General features: G+C 34.0%; 17 protein-coding genes and 1 tRNA gene. 13 read left to right on the plus strand and 5 right to left on the minus strand.

What is annotated here, in order from left to right; genetic code table 11:
• Window positions 1-20: 20 nt before the first annotated feature.
• From DMB65_RS00125 to ribD, 3 genes are read right to left on the minus strand one after another with little or no spacing between them, the layout of a single operon-like run.
• Window positions 21-653 carry an IMPACT family protein gene (locus tag DMB65_RS00125; protein ID WP_110304654.1) on the minus strand — a complete coding sequence of 211 codons (633 nt, stop codon included), beginning with the start codon at window positions 651-653 and terminating at the stop codon, window positions 21-23.
• 9 nt (window positions 654-662) lie between these two features.
• Window positions 663-1,265 carry an HAD family hydrolase gene (locus DMB65_RS00130; RefSeq protein ID WP_110304655.1) on the minus strand — a complete coding sequence of 201 codons (603 nt, stop codon included), beginning with the start codon at window positions 1,263-1,265 and terminating at the stop codon, window positions 663-665.
• Window positions 1,258-2,307, minus strand: coding sequence for a bifunctional diaminohydroxyphosphoribosylaminopyrimidine deaminase/5-amino-6-(5-phosphoribosylamino)uracil reductase RibD (gene ribD / locus DMB65_RS00135; protein WP_110304656.1), 1,050 nt, complete (start codon window positions 2,305-2,307; stop codon window positions 1,258-1,260). Before ribD ends, DMB65_RS00130 begins: the two co-directional genes overlap by 8 nt.
• A gap of 109 nt (window positions 2,308-2,416) precedes the next feature.
• Here ribD and DMB65_RS00140 point away from each other — a divergent pair, with 109 nt between their 5' ends.
• Window positions 2,417-2,902, plus strand: coding sequence for a GNAT family N-acetyltransferase (locus tag DMB65_RS00140; protein ID WP_110305035.1), 486 nt, complete (start codon window positions 2,417-2,419; stop codon window positions 2,900-2,902).
• 79 nt (window positions 2,903-2,981) lie between these two features.
• Window positions 2,982-3,836: a peptide chain release factor N(5)-glutamine methyltransferase gene (prmC, locus tag DMB65_RS00145; protein ID WP_110304657.1), complete on the plus strand. Its 855-nt coding sequence runs from the start codon at window positions 2,982-2,984 to the stop codon at window positions 3,834-3,836.
• Between the two features lie 70 nt (window positions 3,837-3,906).
• Here prmC and DMB65_RS00150 read toward each other — a convergent pair whose 3' ends face one another.
• Entirely contained in the window at window positions 3,907-5,151 is a 1,245-nt protein-coding gene (locus DMB65_RS00150) for an ABC transporter permease (protein WP_110304658.1), read from the minus strand.
• Window positions 5,152-5,354: 203 nt separating this feature from the next.
• Here DMB65_RS00150 and hisS point away from each other — a divergent pair, with 203 nt between their 5' ends.
• The 11 genes from hisS (at window position 5,355) to DMB65_RS00205 (ending at window position 15,504) form a co-directional block, all read left to right on the plus strand.
• On the plus strand, window positions 5,355-6,782 hold the full coding sequence (hisS, locus tag DMB65_RS00155) for a histidine--tRNA ligase (RefSeq protein ID WP_110304659.1): 1,428 nt from the start codon (window positions 5,355-5,357) through the stop codon (window positions 6,780-6,782).
• 183 nt (window positions 6,783-6,965) lie between these two features.
• Window positions 6,966-7,036, plus strand: a tRNA-Trp gene (locus tag DMB65_RS00160).
• Window positions 7,037-7,351: 315 nt separating this feature from the next.
• Window positions 7,352-7,930, plus strand: a complete 579-nt coding sequence (locus DMB65_RS00165) for a nucleotide exchange factor GrpE (RefSeq protein ID WP_110304660.1) — start codon at window positions 7,352-7,354, stop codon at window positions 7,928-7,930.
• Window positions 7,931-8,017: 87 nt separating this feature from the next.
• Window positions 8,018-9,127, plus strand: a complete 1,110-nt coding sequence (gene dnaJ / locus DMB65_RS00170; protein WP_110304661.1) for a molecular chaperone DnaJ — start codon at window positions 8,018-8,020, stop codon at window positions 9,125-9,127.
• A gap of 161 nt (window positions 9,128-9,288) precedes the next feature.
• A complete protein-coding gene (locus DMB65_RS00175; protein ID WP_110304662.1) occupies window positions 9,289-10,218 on the plus strand; it encodes an ABC transporter ATP-binding protein in 930 nt (309 codons plus the stop codon).
• Between the two features lie 70 nt (window positions 10,219-10,288).
• A complete protein-coding gene (locus DMB65_RS00180; RefSeq protein WP_110304663.1) occupies window positions 10,289-11,605 on the plus strand; it encodes an ABC transporter permease in 1,317 nt (438 codons plus the stop codon).
• 80 nt (window positions 11,606-11,685) lie between these two features.
• Window positions 11,686-12,849 carry a sigma-54-dependent transcriptional regulator gene (locus DMB65_RS00185; RefSeq protein WP_110304664.1) on the plus strand — a complete coding sequence of 388 codons (1,164 nt, stop codon included), beginning with the start codon at window positions 11,686-11,688 and terminating at the stop codon, window positions 12,847-12,849.
• A 56-nt stretch (window positions 12,850-12,905) separates the two neighbouring features.
• Window positions 12,906-13,568 (plus strand): DEAD/DEAH box helicase, encoded by a 663-nt coding sequence (locus DMB65_RS00190; protein ID WP_110304665.1) that lies wholly within the window; start codon window positions 12,906-12,908, stop codon window positions 13,566-13,568.
• A 139-nt stretch (window positions 13,569-13,707) separates the two neighbouring features.
• Window positions 13,708-14,397, plus strand: coding sequence for an alpha/beta hydrolase (locus tag DMB65_RS00195; RefSeq protein WP_230470564.1), 690 nt, complete (start codon window positions 13,708-13,710; stop codon window positions 14,395-14,397).
• 12 nt (window positions 14,398-14,409) lie between these two features.
• Complete coding sequence (locus DMB65_RS00200) at window positions 14,410-14,628, plus strand: putative signal transducing protein (protein WP_110304667.1); 219 nt, start codon at window positions 14,410-14,412, stop codon at window positions 14,626-14,628.
• Between the two features lie 72 nt (window positions 14,629-14,700).
• Window positions 14,701-15,504, plus strand: a complete 804-nt coding sequence (locus DMB65_RS00205) for a Cof-type HAD-IIB family hydrolase (RefSeq protein ID WP_110304668.1) — start codon at window positions 14,701-14,703, stop codon at window positions 15,502-15,504.
• Between the two features lie 76 nt (window positions 15,505-15,580).
• Here DMB65_RS00205 and DMB65_RS00210 read toward each other — a convergent pair whose 3' ends face one another.
• Window positions 15,581-16,102, minus strand: coding sequence for a hypothetical protein (locus DMB65_RS00210; protein WP_110304669.1), 522 nt, complete (start codon window positions 16,100-16,102; stop codon window positions 15,581-15,583).
• Between the last annotated feature and the right edge of the window lie 453 nt (window positions 16,103-16,555).

Below are 16,555 nucleotides of genomic sequence, written 5' to 3' on the forward strand. Positions count from 1 at the left end.
ACGTGTGTTTTAATATCAATTTATATCGCTTTAATGTCGATTTCAAACATTAAATCAAAAATGCTGAATACAGATTCGGCATTTTTTTTTCGTGTTTTTGTCATTATTTTGCCAATTGGAAGCCCGGAATCTTCATCAATTTCCATTTCCTGAGATGTTATTTCCAGCTTTTTTTCCTTAATTACCCGCATGACTTTGTTCATGTTTTTGTAATCAAACGAGATTAAAAAATGCACATCAATTGTTTTTTCAATAATTTCACAAGCCTCAAGTGCCATTTGCGCGGTAGTTTTATAAGCAGCGATTAATCCGCCTACTCCTAATTTAATTCCGCCAAAAATCCGAACTACTACTACAAGTACGTTGGTCAGACCAAAAGATTGTATTTGTCCGTAAATTGGAGCTCCTGCCGTATTACTTGGTTCCCCATCGTCATTAGCACGATAAGATATTTTTGGAGCTGTGCCAATCTGGTAGGCGTAGCAGTAATGTACGGCATGAGGATGCTGTTTTTTTAAATTTTCAATAATAGGTTTTACCGCTTCTTCTGTTTCTATTGGATAGGCATAGCCAAAGAATTTGCTTCCTTTTTCTTTAAAAAGTATTTCTTCAGACTCAAAAGCGATGGTTTGATAGGTGTCGTTGTATTCCAAAAGTAAGTTTTAAAGTATTTGTTTTTCGAATAAATCGACCACATCTTCTTTTCCTACTTGTAAATTCCATACATGAAGGCCCAGGGCTGCCGCTGCATCTGTATTTTCCTTTTTATCATCGATAAACAAAGTTCGTTTGGGTGATAATTCGTGTTTGTTAATAATATATTGATAGGCTTCAGGATTTGGTTTTCTTTTTCCAATTTCAAATGAAAAGTACACTTTTTCAAAACATTGGTAAAAATCACTATAGAAAGAGATGCCGGTTTTATTTTCGAAAGTTTCAATGTGAATTGAGTCGGTATTGCTTAATAAAAACAAGCGGTACTTTTTAGAAAGCAACTGAAGGAATTCTAATCTGTACAAAGGGAAATCTGCCAAAATAGCATTCCAGGCTTCAAGGATTTCTTCAATTGAAGCATTGGGAAGCTGTTGCTGAAAACCTGCCAGAAAATCATCATGCGAGATATCGCCGGTTTCAAACAACAAATTCAAACGGTCAAATTCTGAATTCCATTCAGTCATGCCCAATTTCTTTAATCCAGAAATTGTGGCTTCTTTATTTAAGTTGATGAAAATATCTCCAAAGTCAAAAATTATTGTATCAATCATGATTTCTAACGTATATTAATTCGTCATTTTGAACATGAGTTTTTATTGCATTTTTTTTTGACAGAATGGGGGCTTTTGTCCCGTTTTCAAAAAGATTTTGTCCAATAAAAATTCGTGCTTCGTCCCAGATGTTTTTATCTATAAAAGATTGTAATGTTTGTAAACCACCTTCAATAATAATAGACTGAATCTGATTTTTGTATAAAACCTCTATAATTTGAGGAATTATATTTCGATTAAAATCAATTACTTCAAAGGTAGTGTTTTCTGCTGAAAAGCTCATTTCAGATTTTGTAAATAGGATAGTTTTAACACTGTCGTCAAAAACAAAACTCTCCTTTGAAATTCGGTTATTTTGATCTAAAACCACTCTTGTTGGATTGTTTCCTGACCAATCTCTGGTGTTTAATTTCGGATTGTCATCAATTACAGTCTGAGTGCCGACTAAAATGGCCTGCTCTTCACTTCGCCATTTATGAACCAGTTGTCTGGAATATGGGTTGGTAATCCAGAAAGGTTTACGTTCCTGATTGATTTTTTTTTCCGGTGCTAAAAAACCGTCCTGACTTTCGGCCCATTTTAATATAATATAAGGTCTCTTTTTAGTGTGAAAAGTAAAAAAACGTTTATTGAGTTCTTTGCATTCGTTTTCTAAAATGCCTACAATAACGCTTGCTCCGGATTCTGTTATTTTTTTTATTCCTCTTCCTGCGACTTTTTCATTAGGATCTACGGTTCCAACTACAACATTCGGAATTTTATATTTAATAATTAAATCACAGCAGGGAGGTGTTTTTCCAAAATGGCTGCAAGGTTCTAAACTTACATAAATAGTAGCTTTTTGAAGCAGCGATTTGTCTTTTACAGATCTGATAGCATTGACCTCGGCATGGGGTTCTCCGGCTTTTTTGTGCCAGCCTTCGCCAATGATTTTACCATCATAAACAATAACACTTCCCACCATCGGATTGGGATAGGTGCTTCCTAGACCGTTTTGGGCCAATGCGATGCAGCGCTTTATGTATTCTTCATGTATATTCACGTTGCAAAAGTAGTTATTTTTTCAGTTTTGATTCGAAATGTTATGAGCATAGTTGCGATACAATCAGAAAAGTATGTTTATTTTTGTAAAGACAGAATGTACTATTGAAATGAAAAATTGTTTAATCAGGAAAATAAGTAAATCAGACAATCAGGCGGTTGCTCAATTAATTAGATCGGTTTTTGACGAAATGGAAATTCCGAAAACAGGAACTGCTTATGAAGATCCGTATTTAGATTTGATGTTTGAAGAATATAATAAGCCGCGTTCGGTTTATTTTGTGGTTGAAAATGAGGGAGAAATTGTTGGCTGTTGCGGAATCGCTCCTTTAGAAAATGCAGATTCAAAGATATGCGAATTACAAAAGATGTATTTTTTACCTCAAACCCGCGGTTTAGGAATAGGAAGCGAGATGATGGAAAAATGTCTGGAACAGGCAAAAAGTTTTGGTTTCGAAAAATGTTATATAGAAACGATGCCTTTTATGCATGCTGCCCAAAAATTATATAAAAAATCAGGATTCGAGTATTTAGATGCTCCATTGGGATGTACAGGACATAGTTCCTGCCCGGTTTGGATGCTGAAAGAATTGTAAAATAATTGGATCAAATTTTATTTTGCAATACTAATTTTGTCACAATTTTATTTTGCATAAAAAATACGCAATACCCCAAATGAAAATAAAACAATACCGAACTCAATTTATTAAGGAACTTTCTTTATTGTACGATGCATATGAAGCAGAAAGTTTTTTTTATCTGATATTAGAAAATAAACACAAGCTTAGACAAATTGATCTGGCACTGAATCATGAATTGGCTTTTTCAGATGCTGATTTAGATGTTTGGAGTGTTTTTTTAAAGGAGTTAAAAAAAGAAGTTCCCGTTCAGTATTTACTAGGGAAAACCAATTTTTTCGGATTGGATTTCGAGGTAAACCAAAACGTTTTGATTCCGAGACCTGAAACCGAAGAATTGGTTGAATGGATAATTAATGAAAACAAGCACAACGATAAACTCAAAAAACTAAAAATCCTGGACATCGGAACCGGAAGCGGCTGTATTGCAGTTTCTCTGGCCAAGAATTTGCCAAATGCAGAGGTTTACGCCATGGATGTGTCTAAGAAGGCTATCAATACGGCAAAAAAAAATGCTCTAAACAACCATGTTGAGATAACTTTTATACTTAAAAATGTTTTAGAATTAGAAATCCTGAAATCGGATTATGATATTATTGTTTCGAATCCGCCCTATGTCCGCAACTTAGAAAAGCAGGAAATTAAAAAAAATGTTTTGGATTACGAACCGCATCTGGCATTGTTTGTAGACGATAATGATGCCCTGGTTTTTTATCAAAAAATCACTGAATTAGCACAAAAAAATCTGTTAGAAAACGGGCAATTGTACTTTGAAATCAATCAATATCTGGGAAAAGAAATGATTGAATTGCTTGAGAAAATGGATTTTAGAGATATTGAGTTAAGAAAAGATATTTACGATAATGACCGGATGATAAAAGGGAATGTTTAGTTTTTAGTCACAGTTTTTCAGTCACAGTTTTCAGTTACTACACTGAAACTGAAAAACTGAGACTGAAAAATCACTCATAACGCAAGGCCTCAATAGGATCTAATTTTGAAGCCTTAATTGCAGGATACAACCCGGAAACAATCGCAACCATAAAGCTGGTTCCAAAAGCAATGATGATAGCAAACCATGGAACTACGAATGCAAAACTCATGGCTGTTGCAATACCAAATCCAATTAACATTCCTAATATAATTCCAACTAATCCACCAATTTGTCCAATTAATAAAGTTTCAATGAAAAACTGAAATGCTACCGTTGCTCTTGTTGCTCCTAATGCTTTTCGAACGCCAATTTCGCGGGTACGTTCTGTAACCGAAACGATCATAATATTCATTAAAGCGATTGATGAACCTAATATTGTAATTATACTAATTACCGCAGAAGCCCAATCTAAATATTGTGTGATTCCGAGGATTCTGTTGATTAAATCGTCGCTTCTGCCAATGCTAAAATTATTGTCACGAACCGGATTCAGTTTACGAACTCTTCGCATGGTACTCGTAGCATTATCAATAGCAGGATCCAAAAGTTCTTTTTTAGAAACCATTACACTCATCGTATAATTGATCTTGGGAGCTGTAAATAAAGAACGTGCGACCTGAATTGGAATTAAAATTCTTAAATCCTGACTGTTTCCAAAGGTGGATCCTTTTTCTTTTAATACACCAATGACTTTAAAACGCGCACCGCGAATGGAGAGGATTTTGTCAATTGGATTTACATCTTTCAATAGTCCTTTTTCGAAATCTGAACCTACAACACAGGAATACGTATTGTTGTCGATGTCAAATTGATTAAAGGATCTTCCCATATTTATTTCTAAACCTGAATTCGAAATAAAATGTTCGTCAACTCCCACAATTTTGATTTCAGGATCTGTTTTTTGATCCAGATATTTTACTTCGGCTTTTGAAGTTGCAGTAAAGGAAAGTGAGGTCTCTGTAAATGGATATTTGTATTTGTTTTTGAAAGCGACGGCTTCAGGGTACGAAATAATAGGGTTGACGATTTCACGCTTATTACCACCACGATTTTTAAGGGTGTTTTCGTATTGGTTGATATTGAAAGTATTGGCGCCCATCGAGGCAAAATTGGTTGAAACGGTATTTTCCAGTGCTGTAACAACAGTTAAAATCCCAACTAAAGCGGTAATTCCGATTGCGATAATTAATACGGTAAGAATGGTTCTCAGCAATTGTGTTTTGATGGAACCAAAAGCAATACGGATATTTTCTTTAAATAATTTTAGCATCATGACCAATTTGACACGAAAATACGTTTTTTGTTACAAGTTTGTTTTCGAACTACGCTAATTTATTTTAAAAAATAAGATATTTGCAGGCGATTATAGGATTTGAAAAAAAATCTAAAATCTAAAATAAAATAATGTATAAGAAGTTTAGAGACAGCATTTCAAAAGAATCTAAAATCTAAAGTCTAAAATCTAAAATAACAAAGATGGCTTCAAAACCAAGTATACCTCAGGGAACCAGAGATTTTTCACCAGCAGAGGTGTCAAAACGTCAATATATTATTCAGACTATAAAAAATAATTTTGAAAAATTTGGTTTTCAGCCAATAGAAACACCTTCGTTTGAGAATTCAGATACACTGATGGGAAAATATGGAGAAGAAGGCGATCGTTTGATTTTTAAAATATTAAATTCAGGCAATTTTTTCTTTAATAAAAATAAAATAGAATTACCGGAATCTATAGCGTCCCTGCAGGTTAATTCTGCAGAAACAATTGATGTTAAGCAAAGAATTGAGCTGAACAAATTTAGCGGGAAAATTTCCGAAAAAGCATTACGTTACGATTTAACGGTGCCGTTTGCGAGATATGTGGTACAACACCAAAACGAAATTGAATTTCCTTTTAAAAGATACCAGATTCAACCGGTTTGGAGAGCTGATCGCCCGCAGAAAGGCCGTTTCAGAGAATTTTATCAATGTGATGCCGATGTAGTTGGTTCAAAATCCTTATGGCAAGAGGTAGAATTGGTGCAATTGTATGATACCGTTTTTACTTCTTTAGGTTTAGAAGGCGTGACCATTAAAATCAATAACAGAAAAATATTGTCTGGAATTGCTGAGGTAATTGGTGCTTCTGATAAGTTAATTGATTTTACAGTTGCTCTTGATAAATTAGATAAAATTGGAGAAGACGGCGTTAAAAAAGAAATGATCGAAAAAGGCATTTCTGAAGAAGCTTTGGTAAAAGTGCAGCCACTTTTTAGTTTTACAGGAACTTTTGCAGATAAAATTAGTCAGCTTTCTAATTTATTAGCTGAATCAGAAGAAGGAATGAAAGGTGTTGAAGAATTAAAATTCATTTGCGACAATGTAGCTATTTTAGGTTTATCGACTGCAACTTTAGACCTTGATGTAACTTTGGCAAGAGGGCTGAATTATTACACGGGAGCCATTTTTGAAGTAGCTGCACCAAAATCCGTTTCAATGGGTTCTATAGGCGGAGGTGGAAGATACGATGATTTGACTGGTATTTTTGGTTTGAAAAATATGAGTGGTGTTGGGATTTCTTTTGGCTTAGATCGTATTTATTTAGTTTTAGAAGAATTACAGTTGTTTCCGGAAACCGTTGCAGCGACATCAAAAGCAATATTTGTCAATTACGGAGATAAAGAAGCTTTGTATGCTTCAAAAGCTATCCAGAAATTAAGACAGGAAAATATAAAAGTAGAGTTATATCCTGATAATGTAAAAGTGGGAAAACAATTTCAATATGCAGATAAACGATTAATTCCGTTCGCTGTAATTGCAGGAGATCAGGAAATTGCAGCTAATTCCTATTCGCTTAAGAATTTAGTTTCAGGTGAACAGATTTCGGTTGATTTTGAAGGTCTGAAAGCTGCTTTGCTGGTGTAAATGCAAGGAATGCTAAGATTTTGAACAAAGTTCGTGAAGTTTTTTTAAGGAAGGTGAAGTGACAACCCTTTGGCAATGATTGTCTTAAGGAATTGTTTTTGTTTAATCAGTCGGAATCTTTTTAAATCTGCGTAAAATAATTGCAGGAAAAGAAAAAATACTTTTTATTTGCGGCCTTAAGTTACGGGCGTAGTTCAAGGGTAGAATAGCGGTCTCCAAAACCGTTGATGGGGGTTCGAATCCCTCCGCCCGTGCAATAAAACAGGATAAAAGACATAAAAAAAAGCTTCGTCTGAACTACAGCGAAGCTTTTTTTAATATAAGGTAAACTTGAATTAATAATTTATATAAGCCGAGGCTAACCCTTAAATTCAACTTTTATAGGTAATAATACTGATTTGGTTTCGGGTTCAAATATAAAATAAACTATAACGTAATAGTCTTAAAATTATACTAAAATTTTCTTTAAGAAATTAGGGTTTAAAAGAATATAAAAATATTAAAAGTGACAATTTGACATTTTAAAAGAATTGGCAGTACTTTTGCAATTCAAACCAAAGAAATTGAAAATGAAGTTTAAGAATATTTTTAAAAATACAAATAATATGACTACTGAAAATACAGAATTCGATCAGGAATTAGATGATGTAACGTTAGAAAACAATGCCAACGGTGAGCAATTAATTGTTGAAGAATTAAGTGTTGAAGAGCAATTGTCTCAGGACTTGGCAAAAGAAAAAGATAAGTTTTTGAGATTATTTGCCGAATTTGAAAATTACAAAAAAAGAACTTCAAAAGAACGTATCGATTTATTTAAAACAGCAAATCAAGAAGTTTTGTTAGCAATGCTTCCTGTTTTGGATGATTTTGACAGAGCAACTGTGGAAATCAATAAATCAGATGATGAAAATTTGAAAAAAGGAGTTGAGTTGATTCATGAGAAACTAAAAAGCACTCTGGTTGCTAAAGGTTTAGAGCAGGTAGAAGTAAGAACAGGTGATGCTTTTAATGCCGATTTTGCTGAAGCAATTACCCAGATTCCGGCTCCGTCTGATGAATTAAAAGGGAAAATTGTTGATGTTATTGAAAAAGGATACAAATTAGGAGATAAAATTATTCGTTTTCCTAAAGTGGTCATTGGAAACTAAAAACTGCAAATTAAGATTCTAAAAAGAAAATTTTTAACTATTGGAATTTGGAATTCTAAACTTTGTATTTAGAACTTAACCTAAATTATGAAAAAAGATTTTTACGAAATACTTGGCATTTCAAAAAATGCTGATGCTGCCGAAATAAAAAAGGCTTACCGAAAAAGTGCGCTAAAATACCACCCGGATAAGAACCCAGGTGACAAAGAGGCAGAAGAAAACTTTAAACTCGCGGCAGAAGCTTATGAAGTTTTAAGTGATCCTAACAAAAAAGCGAAATACGATCAGTACGGACATCAGGCTTTTGATGGTTCCGGCGGATTTGGCGGTGGTCATGGCGGTATGAATATGGATGACATTTTCAGCCAGTTTGGGGATATTTTTGGCGGCGGATTCGGCGGATTCGGCGGTGGCGGAGGCGGTCCTCGTCGTGCAAAAGGAAGTAATCTTCGAATTAAGGTGAAACTGACTTTAGAAGAAATTGCAAATGGGGTTGAGAAAAAAGTAAAAGTAAAACGTAAAGTTCAGGCAAAAGGCGTTACGTACAAAACCTGTTCGACTTGTAACGGACAAGGTCAGGTAATGCGTGTAACGAACACTATATTAGGTAGGATGCAGTCTGCGTCAACTTGCCCTACTTGCGGCGGTTCCGGACAAATTCTGGATAAAAGACCTTCTGATGCGGATGCTCAGGGAATGATCGTAGAAGATGAAACTGTTTCTATTAAAATTCCTGCTGGAGTTGTTGACGGTATGCAACTTAAAGTTTCCAATAAAGGAAATGATGCTCCCGGAAATAGTATTCCAGGTGATTTGATCGTTGCGATTGAAGAATTAGAACATGAATTCCTGAAACGCGAAGGTGAAAATATCCATTATGATTTGTACATCAGTTTTCCTGAAGCCGTTTTAGGGGTTTCTAAAGATATTGAAGCGATCAACGGAAAAGTCCGTATTAAACTTGAAGAAGGTATTCAGTCAGGAAAAATCCTGAGATTAAAAGGAAAAGGTATTCCGAGTATTAATGGTTACGGAAGTGGGGATTTATTAGTTCACGTTAATGTATGGACTCCAAGAACACTGAATAAAGAGCAAAAACAATTTTTTGAAAATGCTTTAAACGATGAGCATTTTACTCCAAGCCCCGAGAAATCAGAAAAATCATTTTTTGAAAAAGTAAAAGATATGTTTTCATAACTGAACCTTTTAAAAAAATACAAATAATTCGAAACCCATTCTGAGATAAATTTTAGAATGGGTTTTTTATGTATTAACACTCAGATTCGCTCTGAATTATTTACTTTTACAGTCGCGAAACCCTATATGGTAAAACTGACGCAGAAAATCCTGAATACAACATGAGCAACTTACTCGAAGTACATAAAGTCGTAAAACAATACGGTGATTATGTAGCGCTTAACGAAGTTTCATTAAATGTGCCAAAAGGCAGTATTTATGGACTATTAGGCCCCAATGGAGCCGGAAAAACTTCCCTTATTCGAATTATCAATCAAATTACGCTGCCAGATAGCGGCGAAGTGATTCTGGATGGAGAAAAATTACAGCCCAAACATGTGCAGACTATTGGTTATCTTCCTGAAGAAAGAGGTTTGTACAGTTCAATGAAAGTAGGGGAACAGTGTTTGTACCTGGCGCAAATGAAGGGACTTTCTAAAACCGAAGCCAAACAACAGCTTGATTTCTGGTTTGACCGACTTGGGATTCAGGGCTGGTGGAACAAGAAAATACAGGAGCTTTCTAAAGGAATGGCGCAGAAAATCCAGTTTGTGGTTTGTGTATTGCATAAACCAAAATTGCTGATTTTTGACGAACCTTTTTCAGGGTTTGATCCCGTAAATGCAAATGTAATCAAAGATGAAATTCTGGCATTAAAAGAACAGGGCTCAACTATTATTTTTTCAACTCACAGGATGGAAAGTGTAGAGGAACTTTGTGACCATATTGCCTTAATTCACAAATCAAATAAACTTATCGAAGGAAAAGTAAGCGATGTAAAACGACAGTTTAAAACAAACAGCTATGAAGTTGGAATCCTGACAAATAATGTAGAAGGTTTAATGTATGATATTACCCAGAAGTTTACCGTTTCACCTGCCCATTTCAAATCCTTAAATGATGATTTGAAATTAAATATCGAAATAGGAAATGCCACACCAAACGAGTTGTTGAATATCCTTACACAACGTGGACAAGTAACGCATTTTGTAGAAAAAATCCCAAGTGTAAACGATATTTTTATTCAAACTGTAACGCAAAACAAAGTTTAGAAATTCCAAAATTCTAAATTTTAAAGATATAATTAGGATTTGGAATTTAAATTTGAAAATTAAAATACTTATGAGCATCATCTCGCTGATTATAAAAAGAGAATTTATTGCCAAAGTCCGTAATAAATCTTTTGTTGTCATGACTTTTTTGAGTCCGGTATTATTTGTGGCAATTGCCGGATTTATTGGTTATTTAAGTTCAATGAAAGCTGAAACAAAACGAATCGCCATTCATGATGAGACAGGTTTGTTTGCTGATGATTTTGTAAAGCAAAATAACAAAGATGCCGAATTTAAATACATTAATCTGTCTGTAATGGAGGTAAAAGCTTTGAAAGACAGTATTGCAAAAGAGAATTTCGACGGTTTACTGGTAATTCCGAAAACAAATTCTGAAAAAGAATTAGAATCAAAAATTGAATTTATTTCCAATAACAGTCCAAGTATTTCCTTTATAGAAAATACTCAGGACATAATTGCTTCAAAAATCACTAAAATCAATTTAGAAAAAGCCAAATTGGATACGTTGTCTATTCAGAAAGCACAGGCAAATGTAAATATTCATCTTGAAAAAGCTTCGGGAGAACAAAGTTTAAAAGGTCTGAATGAAATTAAAATTGGAATAGGAGGTGCTTTTGGATATTTAATCATGATGTTCATTATTATTTACGGGAACATGGTAATGCGAAGCGTCATCGAAGAAAAAACCAACAGAATAATTGAAATCATTATTTCATCGGTAAAACCATTTCAGTTAATGATTGGTAAAATCGTTGGAACTTCACTTGCGGGATTGCTTCAATTTATAATTTGGGCGATTATTGGTTTAGGATTAATGTTGGCTGCTTCAGTTTTTTTTGGTGTAAATGTAGGACCAACTGCAAGAATTTCTCCTGAATTAATCCAATCCGCACAGCAGGAACTTTCGGGTTCTGCACAAATGTATATAGCAGAATTATGGAATCTGCCTATCGCGAGTATCATAATCGGTTTCATCGTGTATTTTATCGGAGGCTATTTTTTATACAGTTCATTTTATGCGGCAATTGGGGCAGCTGTAGATAATCAAACCGATTCGCAACAATTTTTATTACCTATAATTATGCCTCTTATTCTGAGCGTGTACATCGGATTTTTTACAGTTGTAAATGATCCTCATGGCACAGTAGCTGTTGTGTTTTCGATGCTTCCGTTAACCTCGCCTATTGTCATGTTAATGCGGCTTCCTTTTGGTGTACCGTGGTGGCAAATTGCAATTTCGGTATCATTATTGTTTGCTACTTTTTTCTTTGTTGTTTGGTTTGCTGCAAAAATTTACCGTGTTGGGATTTTGATGTATGGTAAAAAACCAACATGGAAAGAGTTGTACAAATGGTTAAAATATTAAAAACCAATATTAAAAAATCTAAATAAATTCTAAACGCTATAATTGGGTTTAGGAATTTTTAAAATTGAAAATCACTAAGAATGAGTAAAATATTAATCATAGAAGACGAAGCAGCGATCAGAAGGGTTTTGGTAAAGATTTTATCAGAAGAAAATGATTCCTATCAGGTTGATGAGGCAGAGGATGGCATTACCGGGCTTGATAAAATAAAAAACAATGATTACGATCTGGTATTGTGTGACATAAAAATGCCAAAAATGGACGGAGTTGAGGTTTTGGAAGAAGTAAAAAAAATCAAACCTGAAATTCCTATGGTAATGATTTCCGGTCACGGCGATATGGAAACCGCCATTCATACCATGCGCTTGGGAGCTTTTGATTACATCTCAAAACCACCGGATTTAAACCGTTTATTAAATACGGTACGTAATGCTTTGGATAAAAAACAATTGGTAGTTGAAAATAAAATTCTAAAGAAAAAAGTCAGCAAAAACTATGAAATGATTGGTGACAGTGAATCTATCAATCATATCAAAGTAATGATTGATAAAGTAGCCCCAACAGAAGCCAGGGTTTTGATTACAGGCCCAAACGGAACGGGTAAAGAATTGGTAGCGCATCAATTGCATGAAAAAAGTGAGCGTTCTGGTTTTCCTTTAATCGAAGTAAACTGTGCGGCGATTCCGAGTGAATTGATCGAAAGCGAATTGTTCGGACACGTAAAAGGAGCTTTTACATCAGCAGTAAAAGATCGTGCGGGGAAGTTTGAAGCAGCAGATAAAGGAACTATTTTTCTGGATGAAATTGGCGATATGAGTCTTTCGGCGCAAGCCAAAGTGTTGCGTGCGCTTCAGGAAAATATGATTACGAGAGTTGGTGCTGAGAAAGATATCAAAGTAGATGTGCGGGTAGTTGCAGCAACTAATAAAGATTTAAAAACAGAAATTGCCGAAGGTCGTTTCCGCGAGGATTTATACCATCGTCTGGCTGTTATTTTAATTAAAGTTCCGGCATTAAATGACAGACGTGACGATATTCCGGCATTAATTACACATTTTGCAGAGAAAATTGCTTCAGAACAAGGTAATGCTGTAAAAGTATTTTCGGCGCAGGCCATAAAATTATTGCAGGAATATGACTGGACAGGAAATATCCGTGAGCTTCGAAATGTAGTCGAAAGACTGATTATTTTGGGAGGAACCGAAATTTCTGAAACTGATGTAAAAATGTTCGCAAGCAAATAATGATTTGATTTAGGTTTTATTAAGAAAGCTAAAAGTCAGAAAATCTAAAATCAAGTATGAAACTAAAAAAAATAAATGAGAAATTACAAGACGGCTTAATCGAAAACGGTTTAACAGAAGCGAATATATTGCAGATGGAAACTTTTTCAACGATTAAGAGCGGTGCTGATTGCATGATTATTTCTCCTGCCGGAACCGGAAAATCGACAACTATTGTATTAAATGTAATTCAGCAGTTGGCCGGAAAAGTCGAGGAATCTCCAAGAGCTTTGATTATTGTTGAAGACAAAACCAAAGTTCTGGAAATGGTAGAACTTTTTGAAAAGTACGGAAAATACACAAACCTGGAGGTTTATGGCGTGCACGACAAAGGCGATATGGACTATGATAAAAACTATATTTCTACCGGAATTGATGTTTTAATTGGTACACCAAATAAATTAAGCGATATGTTTACCACGGCAGGCTACAATGTGAATCGTTTAAAAATGTTTATTCTTGATGATGCAGATCCAATTTTGAAATTGCGTAATGAAACTAAAATTATGCGTATTTCAAATAGTATCACAAAAACACAGCGTATTATTTTTGCAGAAACCTTAACGGAACGTATCGAAATGTTAGCAGATAAAATGCTGTTGGAGCCTTATTTTTTTGATATGGATGAAGAGGGGGAAGAAGAATTGGACGAAGAAGAAGATCAAATAGAAGAAGAGTAATTTCTGACTGCCTGTTGAAATGATAAAAACGCTTAAATTTTTAACCATTGTACTTTTGGTCTTTTTCGTTATAATTTATTTAATTATCGTTTCTTACGTATATTTCAATCAGGTGGGAATGGTTTTTCAAAGTACATCTTTGCCAAAAAAACATCAATTTGATTATCAGAGTAAATTTGAAGAACTGAATATTAAATCATTTGATGGAGTAAATTTAAACGGACTTTTGTTTAAGGCAGAAAGTTCTAAAGGTCTCGTTTTTTATCTTCATGGAAATGCCGGAAATCTTGAAAACTGGGGAAAAATAGCAAAGACATTCACTAATTTAGGTTATGATATTTTTATTTTAGATTATAGAAGCTTTGGTAAAAGCGAAGGTGTAATAGAAGATGAAGAACAATTAAATAAAGATGTCTCTATTGTGTATAATGTATTAACTAAAAAATATCCTGAAAGTAAAATCATTATTGCGGGTTACTCGATAGGAACCGGACTTGCAGCAATTTTGGCTTCCAGCAATAAACCGAAAGCTTTGATGCTGCAATCGCCCTATTACAGTTTTACAGAATTGTCAGACAGCAGAGTTCCATTTTTTCCGGATTTCATGAAAAAAATCCACTTAGAAACTTTTAGATTTTTGCCAAAAGTAAAAGCACCTATTTATATTTTTCATGGTCTGGATGATCAGTTGATTTCGTGTTCAAATTCACTTAGGTTGAATAAATTACTAGATTTTAAAGGTCATTTTTGCGGTTTAAAAAATCAGGGGCATATTGGAATGAATGAAAACGATGATTTTCAAAATAAGTTAAAAATAATTTTACAATAAAAAAATAATGTTATGGGATTAATGAAGGTGTTTTCAGGAAGTGAAGTGTTAGCCATTGCTTTGCAGGGAAAATTAGAAGCAGCTGGTTTAGAAACCGTAAAAAAAGATAATATCCAATCAGCCAGATTAGGTGGTTTTGGAGGCACAGATTTAGCAGTTGAGGTTTTTATTCAGGAAACAGATTTTGCAAAAGCAAATCCGGTTATTGAAGATTTCAGAATGAGTATCTAAAATAAATAATTAGTTGTAGTTTTCAGTCGCAATCAACTGAAAACTGTGACTGCGACTGAAAACTAAAAAAATATGCAATATAAAATGTTAGTGCTCGACATGGATGATACCTTGTTGACAGACGATCATAAAATTTCGGAATTAAATAAAAAAGTACTGCTTGAGGCTCAGGCAAAAGGAGTATATGTAGTTTTGGCCTCGGGACGCCCAACATCTGCCATGACCGCTTTTGCGAAAGAATTAGAACTGGATTTAAACGATTCTTATATCATTTCGTTCAATGGAGCGGTAATCAGTACCGTAAAAGATGATTTTATATTATTTGAGCAATGTTTAACGCCTGAACAAATTCATGATTTATATGATTATAGTATAAAAATGAAAACCCACATCATCACTTATCTGGATGGTGAGATTATCAGTGAAACCGACTCAGAGTATATAGAAATTGAAAAAGAAATTACCGGACTGCCACACAATAAGGTTTCTGACTTTAAAGCAGCAGTTTCCAGATCTGCGGTAAAATGTATTTTGCTTGAAGAGCCTTCGTATTTAAAAGAAGTAGAGCAAGACCTCAAAACTGCAATGCCTCACTTGAGTGTTGCCATGTCTAAACCCTTTTTCCTGGAAGCAGCTCAATACGGAATCGATAAAGCAGCAAGTATAAAAATCTTAGCAGAGAAATTAAATATTCATCAAAGCGAAATTATAGCTGTTGGAAATGCCGGAAATGATCTTACAATGATAGAATATGCCGGTCTGGGTGTTTGGGTTGATAATGTAACGCCCGAATTGCGTGACAGGGCAGATGTAATTGTGGCATCAAACAATGATGATGGTGTTGCTGAGGTTGTACAGCGTTATATATTGATCTAAATACCTGCTTTTGAACAAAAAAATCCGAAATCTAATATCTTAAATTTCGGATTTGTATTTCATAAATTCTTCTGAATTATTTTTTAGCTACAGAAACAAAATATTTATTCCCATCACCCATTGTTAGCTTTACACGCTCATCGCAAAGATCAATTGCAAAATTTGCGCTTTCGTAGCAACTGCAGGTTGTATTTTTGTCTTTAGACATTTCTGTTTTACAGTTGTTGTTTTTAAAAGAAGCTAATTGAGGAGTGTATAAACTTACTAAATCTGTAGAAGCAGTAACTAAAGAGATAATACTAGCAGAGTTGGTATTTGTAATTCGGTAAACAATTCTGTCCGTATAATTTACCTCATTAACTACTACTTTTCTGATGTATGTATAAGCTGTAGATCCTTCTCCCGGTTCTTTAACTTCAAATTTAAATCCAACCGCACGTATCGCAATGTCAAATTGCTGCTGAGAGTTTAAACTGGCCCAATTTGTTAATGTACTGATTGTTGGAAATGGATTTGAATTTGCAGCAGGTGTATTAGTTTGAGCCTGTGCGAAGATGGTTAAAAAGATTAAGCAGATCGTAGGAAAACATGCTTTCATATTGTTCTGTAAATTTAAAAATTCGCCTACTCTAAATTGGTTTTCGGCTTTCCCATTTGGTTTTTAGTTGAAATTTTAAAAACGCTTTCAATGAAATAAAATTATATTTCAGAGTTTAATTATTTTATAAAATTTCGATGTGTGAATTTAAGTTTATTATTAATGACAGCAAAGAAAAATTCAAGAAAAAATGATTTTAAAATAAGCTACAATGTATTTAATCGGATTTATTTACTTTTTGTCGATTTTTTCTTTCATTTTATATTTTTTGATACTAAGCGTGAAATTATAAAAAAAATAAATCTTTTATAGTAAACATAAATTCAATTAATTACTTTTTATGGTTTAATAAAAGTGTTTTGTTTCAATTCTTTGATTTATAATCTATTATTGATTTTATTTTAAAGAAATTTGTGTGTAAATTTGCAAACTCTTCAATCTAAGATGTAAATA

The organism is Flavobacterium cheongpyeongense, from assembly GCF_003202435.1.
Taxonomy (GTDB): Bacteria; Bacteroidota; Bacteroidia; order Flavobacteriales; family Flavobacteriaceae; genus Flavobacterium; species Flavobacterium cheongpyeongense.